Raw genomic sequence first — 14,961 nt, forward strand, 5'->3', positions numbered from 1 at the left:
GTTTGACAAGCCGCCATCTTTTCATCTATCATTCAACACATATATAAAATTACTTATATATGCTTCTCAGGAGATGAACATGAAACGAAATGTCGGCACAATCGACCGGATTATCCGGATTGTTTTGGGTATCGCCCTGATTGCGGGCGCGCTAATGGGCTATATCGGCTGGTGGGGCTGGATCGGCGTAGTGCCGCTGGCTACCGGTTTAATGTCGAGCTGCCTGCTGTACAGCCTGCTCGGCATCAATACTTGTCCGGTTGATAAAAAATGAGCGCGGCGGACACTTTGCCGCGCATCGGCGCGGACGAAATCGGCAAGTTCGGCAAAGAAGTGCTGCTTATCGACATCCGCAGCCCAGCCGAATACCGGCGCGAGCATATTGCCCAAGCGCTGTGCATCGCGCCCGATGAGTTGGCAGAAAAACTGCCGTCTGCCGCCGCCAATGCCGATATATTGGTGTTCCATTGCCTGTCGGGCATGCGCACCGCGCAGGCAGCGGCAACGCTGGCGGCAGCGGCAAACGGGCGCACGGCCTATATTTTGGACGGCGGTCTGCAGGCATGGAAAAAAGCCGGCCTGCCCACCGTCACCGACCGCAGCGCGCCGCTGGATATGATGCGGCAGGTGCAGATTGGCGCCGGCTCGCTGGTGTTGCTTAGCGTTATCGGCGGCGCGTTTTTCTCCCCCGTGTTTTACCTGCTCGCCGCTTTGGTGGGCGCGGGGCTGCTTACGGCGGGGCTGACCGGATTTTGCGGCATGGCCAAACTGCTGGCGCGGATGCCGTGGAATCAGGCTTGAAGCAAAGCTGGTACAATCCGCCTGCCACAATATTTCAGACGGCCTTTGCAATACCGACAAAGGCCGTCTGAAACATCTTTTAAAACAAAAACACACCGCAAACCCGCCATCATGGACACCGAAAATCCCCCCTATGAAGAAGCCGCCGCCTTTTTGAAGCTGCTGGCCAATCCCAACCGCCTGGCCGTGCTGTGCAACCTGCACGAAGCGCAGCGCAACGTTACCGAGCTTTCGCAGCTTACCGGCCTGCCGCAGGCGGCCACTTCTACACAACTGGCCCTGCTGCGCGAAGCGGGGCTGGTGGCCTGCGAAACCAAGCACCGCGAGCGACTCTACTATCTGGCCGATGCGCGCGTGGGCGAAACCATCAAACTGCTGTATTCGTTTTTCTGCGCCGAAGCCGAAGATAAAACGCCGTAAAAAACAGCCTGAAACCCGGTTCTCGGTTTTCAGGCTGCTTTTTACTTTTCAGACTGCCTATGCCTGGCGCATCGCCTTTTGCACGCCGAAAATCGATGCCAGCGCCAGCGCGAAGCCCAAGAGTGATTTGGCGTCCATGCTCTGCCCCAGAAACAGCCAGCCCAGCACAAAGGCGCACACGGGGCTGAGCAGGGCGAGCGAAGAAACCACGGCAGGCGGCAGTTTGGCGATGCCGCGAAAAAACAGCGCGTAGGCAAACACCGCGCCAAACAGGCTCAGATAGAGATAACCGCCGATATTGGCCGCCGTCAGCGTGTCGGGCGGCGTTTCCAGCAGCAGGGCGGCGGGCAGCAGAAACAGTCCGCCAAACAATAACTGCCAGCCGGTAAAGGCCAGCGCGTTCAGCGAAATGCGCCAGTGTTTCGACAGATACACGCCCAGCGCCATGCCCGCCGCGCCGGTGAGCGCCGCCGCCATGCCCCAGCCGTCAAACCGCGCCTGCGGCGACAGCACCATCAGCGCGATGCCCGCCACCCCCGCCGCCGCCCAGCCCCATGCGGCTTTGGGCGGCATGTTTTTACCGATCAGCCAGCCTAATAGCAGAATCATCAGCGTCTGCGTCGAGCTGAGCGTGGCCGCCAGCCCGCCCGGCAGGCGGTAGGCGGAAACAAACAGCATGGCCTGAAACAGGCCGATATTGAGCACACCCAGCAGTACCACCCGCGCCCATTCGCCGCGTGCGGGCGCGCGGCGGGTGTAGGCCAGCAGCAGCAAACCGGCGGGCAGCACGCGGATCAGCGCGGCGGTAAACGGGCGGTTGGGCGGCAGAAATTCGGTGGTAACCAGATAAGTGCTGCCCCAAATCAGCGGGGCAAGGGCGGTAACCAGCAAATCGCGGTTGCGGGCGGCGGACATGGGTTTTCCTTGGCGGATGCGTTCGGGCGGGATCAGGCAGCCTGAAAAGCAGTTTATGAATTTATCTTAATAGCAAGATAAATTAACGCAGCAACTGTCTTGTTGTCAAGATAAAATAGCGCGCTGACTGACCAACCGGCACAAAGGAGACGCCATGAACGCCCGAGAGCAAGACGCGGTGGACGCCATCGCCGCCCAATGGCACAAAGAGCTGCCCGCTTTGGCAGCGGAAAACATGATACTGATCGGCCGGCTCAAACGCTGCGCCGCGCAGATCGACCGTGAATTGGAGCGGGTATTTGCCGCGCACGGGCTGGGCGGCGGGCTGTTTGACGTACTCGCCACCCTGCGCCGCAGCGGCGCGCCCTACACGCTGACGCCCACCGAGCTTTACTCGTCGCTGATGGTCAGCTCCGGCACCATCAGCACCCGCCTGAAAAAGCTCGAAGCCGAAGGCTGGATCGAGCGCCTGCCCAACCCCGAAGACGCCCGCAGCCTGCTGGTGCGCCTGAGCGCCAGCGGCAAAGAACGGATCGAACAGGCCGTTTTCCCCCACGTGGCCAACGAACAGCGCCTGCTCGACAAGCTCGACCCTGCAACGCGGCAGCGCCTGGAACAGGATTTGAAAAGCTGGCTGGCCATCTTGGAAAGCGACAATCAGGCAGCCTGAAAGACTGAAATCCGCTTTTCAGGCTGCCTGCCGCCGCGCCTGCCAAGACTGTTCAGGCAACCTGAAAGCCGCAAAAACCCGCCGGCGGCGGCAAACCCTGCTACGATAGCCGCCCTTACCCCGTTTCCCGAGTGGCCGCCATGCTCGAACTGAAAAACATCTGCAAACGCTTCCCCGCCAAAACCGTTGCCCGCGACATCAGCCTGACGGTGGAAAACGGCCGCATTCTGGCGGTGCTCGGCGCCAGCGGCAGCGGCAAATCGACGCTGCTCAATATGATCGCCGGCCTGACCGAGCCCGACAGCGGCGACATCCTGCTGGCCGGCCGCCGGCTCAACGGCCTGCCGCCGCAGCGGCGCGGCTGCGCGATGATGTTTCAGGATTTCGCCCTGCTTCCGCACCTGAACGTGTGGCAGAACGCCGCCTTCGGCCTGCGCCTGCGCGGCACGCCCAAAGCCGAAGCCCGCCGCCGCACCGAAGCCGTGCTCGAACAGCTGGGCATGGCCGCGCTTGCCGAGCGCCGCGTTACCGCTCTTTCCGGCGGCGAACAGCAGCGGGTGGCGCTGGCGCGCGCGCTGCTGGCCGAGCCGCAGGTAATGCTGCTGGACGAACCGTTTTCCAGTCTCGATACCGTGCTGCGCAGCCAATTACAGGCGCAGGTGCGCGAACAGGTTGTCCGCTGCGCCGTGCCCGCCGTGCTGCTCAGCCACGACCCCGCCGAAGCCTGCCTGACCGCCGATGCCATCGCCCTGCTGGCCGACGGCCGCATCATCCAGCACGGCACGCCGCAGCAAATACTGGCGCGGCCGGCATCCGCCGCCGCCGCCCGCCTGCTCGGCTGCCTGAATGTCAGCGAAACGCGCTATGTGCCGCCCGACGCCATCCGTCTCGGCGGCGAAGGCGAGAGCTGCCGCATCGCCGGCATCTTCCGCCAGCCCGAACGCTGGCGTGTCGAACTCGATCACCCGCAGCTGGGCCGGCTCACCGCCTTTTGCGGGCAGGCCGAGCGGCCGGACTGGGACGGGCATTGCAAAGCTGCCGTCGATTACGCGCGGATAGTCGGTTTTGACCCGCAGGCAGCCTGAAAACGCGACAGCGCGTCTTTTCAAGCATGCCAAACGGCAAAAAGCAGCCTGAAAGCCTTGCTCAAAGGTTTTCAGGCTGCTTTTTGCCGACAGACGAAAAAACACCCGCAGTTGCCTGCGGGCGTTTGGATGCGGTGCCGGTTTACACTTTGGCGGCAGCGGCCACTTCAGCGGCGTAATCGACTTCTTTTTTCTCGATGCCGTCGCCCACTTTGTAGCGGACGAAATTCACCACTTCGGCGCCGTTCTCTTTCAGGAACTGGGCAACGGTCTGGTCGGGGTTCATCACGAAAGCCTGGCCGTTGAGGGTCACTTCGGCGAGGAATTTTTTGATGCGGCCTTCAACCATTTTGGCGGCGATGTCGGCGGGTTTGCCGGACTCGATGGCCTGCTGGGTATAGATGTGGCGCTCTTTTTCCACGGTTTCGGCGTCAACCTGGTCTTCGGAAACGCATTGCGGTTTGGCGGCGACGATGTGCATGCCGACTTTGCGGGCCACGTCTTCGGCGCCTTTGTATTCCACCAGCACGCCTTCGTTGGCGGCGGCGCCGTGGATATAGGCGGTCAGCGAGTTGGCGGTTTCGATCAGCTGGAAGCGGCGCACGCTGATGTTTTCGCCCAGTTTGGCGATCACGGCTTTGCGCTCTTCTTCCACCAGCGCGGCCAAATCTTCAACGGAAGCGGGTTTTTTCGCTACCGCGGTTTTGGCTACGGACTGGGCGAAAGCCAGGAAACCGGCGTCTTTGGCAACAAAGTCGGTTTCGCAGTTGATTTCCACCAGTGCGCCAGCATTGCCTTCGATGGCATAGGCCAGCACGCCTTCGGCGGCAGTGCGGCCGGCCAGTTTGCCGGCTTTGGCGCCGGATTTGATGCGCAGGATTTCTTCGGCTTTGGCCATATCGCCGTCGGCTTCCACCAGCGCTTTTTTGCATTCCATCATACCCAGGCCGGTGGCGGCGCGCAGATCGGCAACCATTTTCGCAGTAATATTCGCCATTTTTTTCAAACTCCTAAAGTGTTGCGGCCGATGCCGCATTCAAAACGGGGCAGGCTGCCTGAAAAGGGCGGACAGCCTGCCTGAAAGGGAAAAGGGGCGAGCGCCCCTTTGCGGGAAGCCCCGCTTATTGTGCTTCGGCAGCGGCCTGTGCGGCGGCTACGGTTTCCTGCAGCGACTGGTTTTTGCCTTCCAGTACCGCGTCGGCGATGCCGCGGCAGTACAGGCGGATGGCTTTGGCGGAGTCGTCGTTGCCGGGGATGATGTAGTCCACATTGTCGAAGCTGTTGTTGCTGTCGACAACGGCGATAACCGGAATGCCGAGTTTGGCGGCTTCGACGATGGTGCCGTGCTGGTAGCCGGTGTCAATCACGAAAATGGCGTCGGGCAGGCCTTTCATGTCTTTGATGCCGCCCAAAGAGCGCTGCAGTTTTTCCACTTCGCGGGTCATGTCCAGCAGCTCTTTTTTGTTGTAGCCGCTGGCTTCGCCGTTTTCCAAAATGGCAGCTTTTTCTTCCAGGCGTTTGATCGACTGTTTGACGGTTTTGTAGTTGGTCAGCATGCCGCCCAACCAGCGGTGATCGACATAGGGCATGCCGGCGCGGGTGGCTTCTTCGCGGATGATGTCGCGTGCCTGGCGCTTGGTGCCGACGAACAATACGGTGCCTTTATTGGCAACCAGACGGCGGACGGCTTCTTGGGCAGCCTGAAACAGCGGCAGGGTTTTTTCCAGATTGATGATGTGGATTTTGTTGCGCGCGCCGAAAATGTATTGCTCCATTTTCGGGTTCCAGTAACGGGTTTGGTGGCCGAAGTGTACGCCGGCTTCCATCATCTGGCGCATGGTGATTTGAGACATTGAATTTCCTTACAAAGGGTTAAAGCAGACATTTGCGCAAGAACTTTGCAATCAAAGCACCCTTTCGCGGCAAATGCGAGCGTTTGGTTGAAAATAAAAAAGGCTTCCAAAACGAAAGCCGGTGGATTATAGAGAGTTTCCCGCCGGCGGACAAGTGCGACGGGGCGGCCGGCAGCGCTTTTCAGGCAGCCTGAAAAGCGCAAACGGGGTCGGCTGCGGCGGGCGGAGCGGATTTTGGCGGTATAATCGTCCCCTTTTTGATGTTTCCGCCCGCTTTAGGCAGCCGCTTGCAAACGGCGGGCGGGGCAGTCTTTCAGGCAGCCTGAAAAGGAGTTTTGCCGCAATGGTTGTTCGTTTGAACGAAAAAAAACTGGCCGATTTCGTGGCGCTGTGCGCGGCGCGCAACGATGCCTTCGGCCTGCTCAAGGCGCTGACGGTCTGGCTGCGCCGCGGCAAGGCCAAGCGCGCGCCGCAGCGGGTGCAGGCCTTGTTGTCGCTGCTGGAAAAAGACCCGCAGCTGCGCGCGCAGACGGCGTCGATGTTCTGCCGCTGGCTCGGCAGCGTGCGCCTGTATCCGCTGTTTATCAGCGTGGGCATTTTCTCACGCGAAGGCTTCGGCCGCGAGCTGGCCGACCGCCTGTACGAGCGCATCAATCCGTCCTACAAAGACCCCAAAGACCTGCGCGACGTGTTTGCCATTCTGTTTAGCGACGAGCACGACGGCCGCTGGCTGACGGCGGTGCCGATTCATCTGTGGGCGTCGCTGCTGCGGCTGCTGCGCGCGGCAGCGGGCGAGAGCGAGCGTGAAACCGTGCACCGCTATCTGCGCCAGGAAGGGCTGTATGCGGTGGAAATGCTGTCGATCTGGGTGGCGGCCGAAGAGCTGGAGCCCGACCTGATCCGGCTCGACACCAAACTGCTGGACGCCGATTCGCCCTTTGTCGCCCTTAAGCGCGAAGTGGCGCACTGGGTGGAAGCGCGCAGCAGCAACACGCCTTTTGACGACAGCCATCTGTATGTGATGCTCGACCAGTGCCGCCGCCAGGTCGAACACCTGCGCAAACGCGGCACCGGCGCCGGCGCCGGCTCGTCGCTGGGCGTGGCGCACCTGCTGGAGCGGCTGGAGCAGACGCTTAACCGCATGACGCTCTTGATGGACGTGTTCTCGCCCGAGCAGATTCCGCCGCGCTGCCTGCTCGAGCTTACCGGCACGCTGGCCAACGCCGCCGCCGAGCAGCACAGCATTTCCTGGCTGTGGAAGCGCAGCGTGAAAATGCTCTCGCGCAGCATCACCCAAAATACCAGCGACCACGGCGAGCACTACATCACCCGCAACAAAAAAGAATTCCGCGGCCTGTTTTATTCCGCAGCCGGCGGCGGCGTGCTGATTGCACTGATGTCGCTGTTTAAAATCTATCTGGGCACCAAAATCGACAACCATTTCTGGCGCAGCATCGCCGAAGGCCTGAACTACGGCATCGGCTTCATGCTGATTTTCGTGCTGCACGGCACCGTCGCCACCAAGCAGCCGGCGATGACCGCTTCCACCATCGCCGCCGCCGTCGAGCGCAACGACGGCAAGCGCGCGGTCAACCAAAAGCTGGCGCAGCTGTTGGTGGACGTTTTCCGCTCGCAGGGCGTGGCGGTGTTCGGCAATATGTTTGTCGCGGCCACCCTGGCGCTGCTGATTACCCTGTTTTACGGCCTGTACCACGGCACGCCGCTGCTCAACGACGCGCAAATCCGCTACCAGCTCAAAGCCATCGACCCCGCCGGCCCCACCCTGTGGTATGCCGCCATCGCCGGCGTGTGGCTGTTTTGCTCCGGCATCATCTCCGGCTTTTTCGACAACCGCTGCGACTACCTCAACCTGCGGATGCGCCTGCGCCACCATCCCTTGCTCAAACGCCTGCTGCCCCAACGCGCGCGCAACTGGTTTGCCGACTACTGGCACCGCAACTACGGCTCGCTGGTGGGTAATGTCTGCTTCGGCATGCTGCTGGGCATCACCGGCTTTTTCGGCCACGCCACCGGCCTGCCGCTCGACATCCGCCACGTCGCCTTCTCTTCCGCCAACGTCGGCTACACCGTTGCCAGCGGCGGCCTCGGCCTGTGGGTGTTTATCCGCAGCATTGTGTTTGTACTGATGATCGGCGGCGTCAATCTGCTGGTGAGTTTTTCCATCACCCTGTGGGTGGCGCTGCGCTCGCGCGAAACCAAAATCGACAGCTGGTGGGGCGTGTTTGCCGCCTTCTGGCAGATTGTCAAAGAACGGCCGTCGGTGCTGTTTTGGCCGCAGCCTGAAAGCGAAAGCCCCGCCGATGTCAAAGATGGAAAAGACGGCAAAGACGGCGGCAAAAAACCCGACCAAGCGAGCGGCGCCAAAGCCGACGCGCCGCCGGCCAAAGCCGACGGCAAAAGCTAAACCGACCCAGCAGCCTGAAAAAAGCAGCCTGAAAGCCGTTTTCCCCTTTTCAGGCTGCCCCACACCCGCAAGGACAAGCCCATGAACAAACTACTCGCCGCCCTCACCGCCCTGTGCCTGGCCGCCGCCGCGCACGCCTTCGACAGCCGCGAACTCACCGTCCAGCTGCAGGCGCCCAAAACCGTGCAGGGGCGCTTTACCCAACAAAAATACCTGCGCACCCTGACCAAGCCTGTAACCACCAGCGGCCGCTTCGCCCTGCGCCCCGGCCACGGCCTGTTCTGGCACCTGCAAAAACCCTTCGAGCTGCGCCTGCGCGTGCGCCGCGACGGCATCAGCCGCCAAGACGCTTCCGGCGCCTGGAAAAGCAACGGCAGCCAGAGCACGCAGGCCGCCCAAGTCAAACTGTTTATGGCGGTACTCGGCGGCGACACCGCCGAGCTGCAGCGCCACTTCACCCTCAAACTCAGCGGCAGCGCCGGCAATTGGCAGCTGCTGCTCTTACCCAAAACCGTGGTGATGAAGCAGGTGTTTGAAAACATCACCATCAGCGGCGATAAGCTGGTGCGCCGCATCGAGCTTAAAGAAAAACAGGGCGACCGCACGGTGATGCAGTTTGAACAGCTGCAAACCGACCAAGCCCTGGATGCCGCCGCCAAACAGGCGCTGGAATAGGCAGCCCGAAACCCAAAGGCAGCCCGAAACGCCCATCAACGCCCACTATGGTGCGCGGTGCGCACCCTACAGCGGGTTGTTCGGGCGTTTCAGGCTGCTTTGTGATGAAAGTGCCGGTAGGGTGCGCACCGCGCACCAAAACGCGCAAACAAACCCAAGCAGCCTGAAAGTCGCCATCCCCATTGCCGAAACAACCTGTCCCGCTCTGTGAGGCAAGTTGAATTTCCCCGCCCAAACTGCTAAACCCCACCCGTTTTTTTACCTTAAAGGCAACCTGAAAGCCGAAGGCAGCCTGAAAGACCCGTCCGCCGTCTTTCAGGCTGCCTTGCCTTTGCCGGCGCGCTATAATGCGCGCCGTTTTCCATCCGCCGCCAAGGCAGCCTGAAAAAAATGTCCGCTACCGCTTCCCCCCTGCTTTCCCTGCTCCACCGCCCCGCCGACGCGCTGCTGGCGGAAAACTGGACGGCCGCGCAGTTTGCCGCCGCCACCGCCGCGCTGGCGGTTCGGCTGCGCGAAAACGACGTGCATACCGTGGCGCTGTGGTTTGACGACGGCGCCCGTTTTGCCTCCGCCCTGCTGTCGGCCTGGCAGGCGGGCGCCGAAGTGTATCTGCCGCCCAATCTGGCCGATGCCAACCGCAGCTGGGCGGATCAGGCCGGCGCGCTGTGGCTGAGCGACGACGAAACGCTTTCAGGCTGCCAATGGCATTACGGCGCCGATGCCGAGCAGGTCGACGCGCCGGCGCAGGCAATGCCGCTGCCGGCCGCCGGTGCCCGCCTGCGGCTGAAAACCTCCGGCTCGTCCGGCGAAGCGAAAGTCATCGAAAAAACCTTTGCCCAAATGCAGGCCGAAGCGGCGGCGCTCTCGCGGCGGCTGCCGGCGGCATGGCGCGGTTTGACGGCGCACGGTAGCGTCAGCCCGCAGCATTTGTACGGCCTGAGTTTCCGCGTCTTTGCCGCGCTTTCCTGCGGCTGGGTGCTCGGCCGGCGCCAATGCGTTTATCCCGAAGACCTGATCGCCGCCAGCCGCGCGCCCTGCATCTGGATTGCCAGCCCGGCGCTGCTGAACCGCCTGGGCGAAGCGCGCGACTGGCCGCGGCTGCGGCAAAACCTGCGCGGCATCGTCAGCGCCGGCGGCATGCTGCCGGAGAGCACCGCCGAAATGCTGCACGGCAAACTCGACTTTTTCCCGCACGATGTGTACGGCAGCACCGAAACCGGCGCGGTGGCGCTGCGCGAAGGCGGCGGCGCGTGGACACTGCTGCCGGCAGTTTCCGCCGATATCAGCGGCGGCGGCACGCTGGCGCTGGAAGCGCCGTGGACGGCAGGCCGCCAGCAGACCGCCGATGCCGCCGAATTGTCCGGCAGCAGCCTGAAACTGCTTGGCCGCCAAGACCGCATCATCAAATTTGAAGACAAGCGCGTGTCGCTCAACCAAATCGAGCACGACCTGCTCGAGCATCCGTGGACGGACGACGCCCATTGCGGCCGCCATCCGCAGCACGGGCGCATCGCCGCCTGGGTGGCGCTCAATGCCGAAGGCATCGCAGCCTGGCGCGAACAGGGGCGGCCTGCGGTTATCGACGCGCTGCGCCGCCATCTGGCGCAAACGCAGGACACCGCCGCGCTGCCGCGCTACTGGCGTTTTGCCGCCGCGCTGCCGCGCAATCCGCAGGCTAAAATCGGCGAGCAGGACTTTCAGGCTGCCTTTACCGTACCGCAAACCGCGCCGCAATGGCGTTTAATCGAACAAGACCAAAATAGCGGCAGCTACCGTTTTTCAGGCTGCGTGCCGCTCGATCTGGCCTGGTTCGGCGGCCATTTCGCCACCTTTCCGCTGGTGCCCGGCGTTATCGAAGTGCAGTGGGCGATGGATCTGGCGGCGTCATTAGGCTGGGCAAACGGCAGCATCAAACAGATTGAAAACCTGAAATACCAGCACTTTGTGCGGCCGAACGACACCGTCGATCTGACGCTGCGCTACGACGAAGCCAAGCGCAAAATCCACTTTTCCATCACGCAGGGCGACACCGCCTGCGCTTCGGGCAGGGTGGCGCTTCATGGCTAAATGGGCGCGGCTGTATGCGCTGCTGCTGGCGGCGGCCGCGGTGCTGCTGGCCATCTGGCTGCCGCAGGGCGGGCGGATTGAGACCGACTTTGCCGCGCTGCTGCCGGCCGATGCCGGCATCGATGAGCTGTGGCGCGCCGCCGATCAAGCCAACGAACGGGCGCTCAACGGCCAGATTCTGCTCTTGGTGGGTGCATCCGATGCCGAGCAAGCCATTGCCGCTGCCGAAAACACCGCGCGGCAATGGCGCCAGAGCGGCCTGTTTGCCGCGGTGGACAGCCGCATCAACCCCGATTTGGACGCGCTGCGCGCGCAAATCCGCGCGCTGGGCGTCAATGCGCTCGATGCGCCCAACCGCCGGTTGCTGGACAGCGATCCGGCGGCCTATTTCCAAAGCCGCGCCGAAGATGCCGCCGACCCGTTCGCGCAAAACCTGCTGCCGCTGGAGCAGGACTGGCCGGGCTTCGGCCGCTTTGTGCAGCAAAAGCAGCCCGCCGGCCGCCTACAATGGCACAGCGGCAGCGGCATGCTGTTTGCCGAGCATGAAAACATTACTTGGGTGCTGCTGCGGGCCAGGCTGCCTGAAACCGGCATCGGCGCTCAGGAAAAACTGCTGCCGCTGCTGGATGCCACCCGCGATACGGCGGCGCGCAAGGGATACCGCGTCCTTGCCGCCGGCGGCGCGCTGTTTGCCGCCGATGCCAAACACAAATCCGAGCGCGAAAGCACGCTGATGTCGGCGCTGGGGCTGGGGCTGACCTTTGCCCTGCTGCTGGCGGTGTTCCGCAGCCTGCGCGTGCTGGCGCTGTTTGTGCCGCTGATTGCCGGCATGCTGCTGGGGCTGGCGGCGGTGATCGGCCTGTTCGGCCACATCCATATTCTGGCGGTGGTGATCGGCACCAGCCTGGTCGGCATGATGGTCGATTTTCCGCTGCACTGGCTGGCGCCTTCGGTATTCGAGCGCGGCTGGCAGGGCGTGCCGGCGATGCGCCGTGTGCTGCCGGCGTTTTGCGCCAGTTTGGCGATTACCGTTACCGGCTATCTGCTGCTGGCGTTCACGCCGCTGCCGGTGCTGCGCCAAACGGCGGTGTTTTCGGTGACCGCGCTCTGCGGCGCTTTTGCAGCAACGGTTTTGCTGCTGCCGCCGCTGTTTAAAGGCTATGCCGCGCGCGAAACCTGGTTTGCCGGCGCGATGCGGCGCGCGGCTGCTTGCAAAGTGCATCTGCTGCTGTGGCCGCTGCTGCTGTTTGCTGCCGCAGGCAGCCTGAAAAGCAACTGGCAGGACGATATCCGCGACTGGGTGGCGCTCGATCCGGCGCTCTTGGCCGACACCAAAGCCGTGGCCGACATCAGCGGCAGCGACAGCAGCGGCCGCTTCGTGCTGGTGGCCGCCGGCAATACCGACGAGCTTCTGCGGCGCAACGCCGAAGTGGAAACCGCCCTAGCGCCGCTGTTGGCGCAAGGCAGCCTGAAAGGCGTGCAGTCGCTCAACCAATGGCTGCTGCCGCAGGACGAACAGCGCCGCCTGCAGCGCCGTTTGCGCGACATCGCCGAGCAGCCTGAAAACTTCGCCGCATTCGAGCAGCTGGGCGTGCCCGCCGCCACCGTTCAGGCTGCCCTGCGCGATGCCGCTAAAGCGCCGCCGGTGTCGCTGGAGCAGGGTTTGCAGCCTGAAATCGCCGAAGCGTGGCGCAGCCTGTATCTGGGCAAAATCGGCGCGCGGCACGCCAATATCGTGCGCATTCAGGGCGCCGCCGGCAGCGGCGATCTTGCCGCCGCGCTGGCAAAACTGCCGTGCAACCGAAACGGCGGCGCCTGCGCCCGCCTGATCGACAAGCGCCAGCACCTGAACGGCCTGTTCCGCCACACCCGCAACCAGGCCGCCTGGCTCAAGCTCGCTTCCTTCGCGCTGGCGTGGCTGGTGCTGTGGCGCGTGTTCGGCGCACGGCGCGGCAGCCTCATCCTCGCCGTGCCGCTGATTTCCGCCGCCGCCACCGTCGGCCTGCTCGGCTGGCTCGGCCTGCCCGTCAGCCTGTTCGCCATGTTCGGCCTGCTCTTGGTGGCCGCCGTGGGCGCGGACTACGCCGTCTACGCCCTCACCGCCCGCGAAACCCCCGCCGCCAAACTCGGCGGCATCCTCCTCGCCGCCCTCACCACCGCCATCTCCTTCCTGCTGCTCGCCATCAGCACCACCCCCGCCGTCGCCGCCTTCGGCATCACCGTATCGCTCGGCGTGGGGCTGAACGTATTGCTCTCGGCCTGGCTGCTGAAGAAGGAAGGTGCGGGGCGGAAGGCCGTCTGAAAAAGGCTACCTGAAAGCGTGAGCTTCAACTAATAAATCGACATCTTGGCAAAGCTAAGGTTGGACTTCTGCAAAACTAAAATATAGCTTCTTATAAAAAGTGTGCCGCCTATCCTTGATCACAATTGTGGGGTGGCATTCAAAACAATCGTTAAAATTTGAGGATAAGAAAATGCAAGAACAGGAAAATAGTAAAAATCAGGAAGTACAAGACAATCACACAATGACCAAACTGCAAGATGTATTCAACCTTGCACATGACCAAGCTCATCCTGACAAAATCGATGCCGCCATCCGTGCCAATACGCGGGTATCTGGAACTAACATGTGGGTATTGATGTTTGCCATTGCCGTGGCGAGTATCGGTTTGAATGTAAACAGCACGGCGGTAGTGATTGGGGCGATGTTGATTTCTCCGTTGATGGGGCCGATCGTCGGTGTGGGTTACGGTGCCGCGGTAGGCGATACTGCACTGATCCGCCAAGCAGCACGCAATATTATTGTGTTCATCGCCATCAGTTTGGTTACCGCTACACTGTATTTCCTGCTAACCCCGCTGAAAGAGGCGCAAAGCGAGCTTTTGGCGCGTACCCAGCCAACCCTATGGGACGTGTTAATTGCCTTCTTCGGCGGTAGTGCAGGCATTGTGGCATTAACGCGCAAAGAAGGAGGCAATGCCATCCCGGGTGTGGCAATTGCCACTGCACTGATGCCTCCTCTGTGCACGGCGGGCTATGGACTAGCACACGGTAACTGGCACTATTTTTTCGGTGCTTTTTATCTGTTTGCCATCAACTGCGTGTTCATCGCTTTTTCCACCCTACTGTTTTCCAAACTACTTAAGCTGCCGCGCAGGGGGCTGGTAAGTGAGACCAAACGCAGACTGCACCGTATTATTATCACAGCCGTAGTGTTGGCAGTGATGATTCCGAGCGGATATATGGCATCGGGACTAGTGCGTCAGGAGCTGTTTAATACCAAAGCCAACAATGCCATCGCCGCTGCACAACAGCAGGAAGGTTTTTTCGTGCTGCGTAAAATGGTGAACTACAAAGAACGTGCAGTCGGGCTGATTGTCAACGGAACAGGGAATGCCGAGAAAATTACCACTCTGCTGGTCACAAATCTGAAAGCGGCAGGTATAAAAGAACCGCAAGTGAAAGTAGTCTATGCGGGGGGCAGTGACACCAAAATTGAAGAACTGCTGGCAAGCCATAACAACTCGGTGCAGTTACAGAACAAGCTGGAAGAGCAGCAGGCCTACATCGATACCGTGCTGGCGGGCAAAACCACCAGTCCCGAAGACGTAGCAGTACTGAGGGAAATCAAAGCCCAATATCCGGAAGCCGAAAAAATCGTTGTTGGGCGCGGTTTGGTTTGGGAAAAAGCACAAACTGCACCCGCTACGCAGGAGCAGCCTGAGAGAGTTCAAAGCGAAGAAGCGGACGCAAGTAACAATATTGTTGTCTCCCTCGAATTCGACCAACCTCTGCCCGCCAAAGACCGCGAACGGTTACAGGCATGGTTGAACCAGCGTTATGAAGGTACAGCGGTGCGCTTGTTGGTCAATACCAAAGTTTTGGACAAATAGGCCATCCCTCAAATATTTCGCCTGAACCCCGGAGGCTGGCTAGAACTTTTCAGGTAGCCTCCCCTAATGTGAATTATGAATGACGAAACCTGCCCGCCTAATATAAAAAGGCCGTCTGAAACTTAAACCCATACGGTTTTATATATTGATGCCGCGC

The 14,961-nt window shown here is 61.4% G+C and carries 13 protein-coding genes; 10 read left to right on the forward strand and 3 right to left on the reverse strand.

The features are described from left to right. The first annotated feature begins 79 nt into the window (after positions 1-79). The 3 genes from OP500_RS07330 to OP500_RS07340 all read left to right on the forward strand — a co-directional run bounded on the left by OP500_RS07330 (position 80) and on the right by OP500_RS07340 (position 1,221). A complete protein-coding gene (locus OP500_RS07330) occupies positions 80-274 on the forward strand; it encodes a YgaP family membrane protein (protein ID WP_238748679.1) in 195 nt (64 codons plus the stop codon). Continuing rightward, complete coding sequence (locus OP500_RS07335; RefSeq protein ID WP_274070588.1) at positions 271-801, forward strand: rhodanese-like domain-containing protein; 531 nt, start codon at positions 271-273, stop codon at positions 799-801. Before OP500_RS07330 ends, OP500_RS07335 begins: the two co-directional genes overlap by 4 nt. A gap of 111 nt (positions 802-912) precedes the next feature. Further along, positions 913-1,221: an ArsR/SmtB family transcription factor gene (locus OP500_RS07340; RefSeq protein WP_238748677.1), complete on the forward strand. Its 309-nt coding sequence runs from the start codon at positions 913-915 to the stop codon at positions 1,219-1,221. A gap of 57 nt (positions 1,222-1,278) precedes the next feature. Here OP500_RS07340 and OP500_RS07345 read toward each other — a convergent pair whose 3' ends face one another. Beyond that, on the reverse strand, positions 1,279-2,136 hold the full coding sequence (locus OP500_RS07345; RefSeq protein WP_274070589.1) for an EamA family transporter: 858 nt from the start codon (positions 2,134-2,136) through the stop codon (positions 1,279-1,281). 154 nt (positions 2,137-2,290) lie between these two features. Between OP500_RS07345 and OP500_RS07350 the strand changes: the two genes are divergently transcribed. Beyond that, positions 2,291-2,806 carry a MarR family winged helix-turn-helix transcriptional regulator gene (locus OP500_RS07350; protein WP_274070590.1) on the forward strand — a complete coding sequence of 172 codons (516 nt, stop codon included), beginning with the start codon at positions 2,291-2,293 and terminating at the stop codon, positions 2,804-2,806. A 140-nt stretch (positions 2,807-2,946) separates the two neighbouring features. Continuing rightward, positions 2,947-3,891: an ABC transporter ATP-binding protein gene (locus OP500_RS07355; protein WP_274070591.1), complete on the forward strand. Its 945-nt coding sequence runs from the start codon at positions 2,947-2,949 to the stop codon at positions 3,889-3,891. Positions 3,892-4,033: 142 nt separating this feature from the next. On the opposite strand, the gene tsf is transcribed toward OP500_RS07355, so the two are convergent. Together tsf and rpsB are read right to left on the reverse strand one after the other, a co-directional pair. Continuing rightward, the gene (gene tsf / locus OP500_RS07360) at positions 4,034-4,888 is read right to left on the reverse strand and encodes a translation elongation factor Ts (RefSeq protein ID WP_238748673.1); all 855 of its coding nucleotides are present in this window, start codon (positions 4,886-4,888) and stop codon (positions 4,034-4,036) included. Between the two features lie 124 nt (positions 4,889-5,012). Further along, positions 5,013-5,744, reverse strand: coding sequence for a 30S ribosomal protein S2 (rpsB, locus tag OP500_RS07365; protein ID WP_238748672.1), 732 nt, complete (start codon positions 5,742-5,744; stop codon positions 5,013-5,015). Between the two features lie 343 nt (positions 5,745-6,087). Between rpsB and OP500_RS07370 the strand changes: the two genes are divergently transcribed. From OP500_RS07370 to OP500_RS07390, 5 genes are all read left to right on the forward strand, one after another. Then, entirely contained in the window at positions 6,088-8,169 is a 2,082-nt protein-coding gene (locus OP500_RS07370) for a site-specific recombinase (RefSeq protein WP_274070592.1), read from the forward strand. Between the two features lie 81 nt (positions 8,170-8,250). Next, a complete protein-coding gene (locus OP500_RS07375; RefSeq protein ID WP_274070593.1) occupies positions 8,251-8,844 on the forward strand; it encodes a LolA family protein in 594 nt (197 codons plus the stop codon). Positions 8,845-9,234: 390 nt separating this feature from the next. Beyond that, a complete protein-coding gene (locus tag OP500_RS07380) occupies positions 9,235-10,911 on the forward strand; it encodes an ApeI family dehydratase (RefSeq protein ID WP_238748669.1) in 1,677 nt (558 codons plus the stop codon). Continuing rightward, entirely contained in the window at positions 10,904-13,213 is a 2,310-nt protein-coding gene (locus OP500_RS07385; protein WP_274070594.1) for an MMPL family transporter, read from the forward strand. Before OP500_RS07380 ends, OP500_RS07385 begins: the two co-directional genes overlap by 8 nt. Before the next feature lie 172 nt (positions 13,214-13,385). Further along, complete coding sequence (locus OP500_RS07390; protein WP_238748667.1) at positions 13,386-14,804, forward strand: TIGR00341 family protein; 1,419 nt, start codon at positions 13,386-13,388, stop codon at positions 14,802-14,804. Positions 14,805-14,961: the final 157 nt, after the last annotated feature.

It is taken from the genome of Kingella sp. SNUBH-2017 (assembly GCF_028680565.1).
In the GTDB taxonomy this organism is placed as follows: Bacteria; Pseudomonadota; Gammaproteobacteria; order Burkholderiales; family Neisseriaceae; genus Kingella_D; species Kingella_D pumchi.

Coding starts and splice junctions, on each gene's coding strand:
- OP500_RS07370 (WP_274070592.1), top strand. CDS start 6,088: ATGGTTGTTCGTTTGAACGAAAAAAAACTGGCCGATTTCGTGGCGCTG.
- OP500_RS07380 (WP_238748669.1), top strand. CDS start 9,235: ATGTCCGCTACCGCTTCCCCCCTGCTTTCCCTGCTCCACCGCCCCGCC.
- OP500_RS07340 (WP_238748677.1), top strand. CDS start 913: ATGGACACCGAAAATCCCCCCTATGAAGAAGCCGCCGCCTTTTTGAAG.
- rpsB (WP_238748672.1), bottom strand. CDS start 5,744: ATGTCTCAAATCACCATGCGCCAGATGATGGAAGCCGGCGTACACTTC.
- tsf (WP_238748673.1), bottom strand. CDS start 4,888: ATGGCGAATATTACTGCGAAAATGGTTGCCGATCTGCGCGCCGCCACC.
- OP500_RS07335 (WP_274070588.1), top strand. CDS start 271: ATGAGCGCGGCGGACACTTTGCCGCGCATCGGCGCGGACGAAATCGGC.
- OP500_RS07390 (WP_238748667.1), top strand. CDS start 13,386: ATGCAAGAACAGGAAAATAGTAAAAATCAGGAAGTACAAGACAATCAC.
- OP500_RS07355 (WP_274070591.1), top strand. CDS start 2,947: ATGCTCGAACTGAAAAACATCTGCAAACGCTTCCCCGCCAAAACCGTT.
- OP500_RS07350 (WP_274070590.1), top strand. CDS start 2,291: ATGAACGCCCGAGAGCAAGACGCGGTGGACGCCATCGCCGCCCAATGG.
- OP500_RS07375 (WP_274070593.1), top strand. CDS start 8,251: ATGAACAAACTACTCGCCGCCCTCACCGCCCTGTGCCTGGCCGCCGCC.
- OP500_RS07385 (WP_274070594.1), top strand. CDS start 10,904: ATGGCTAAATGGGCGCGGCTGTATGCGCTGCTGCTGGCGGCGGCCGCG.
- OP500_RS07330 (WP_238748679.1), top strand. CDS start 80: ATGAAACGAAATGTCGGCACAATCGACCGGATTATCCGGATTGTTTTG.
- OP500_RS07345 (WP_274070589.1), bottom strand. CDS start 2,136: ATGTCCGCCGCCCGCAACCGCGATTTGCTGGTTACCGCCCTTGCCCCG.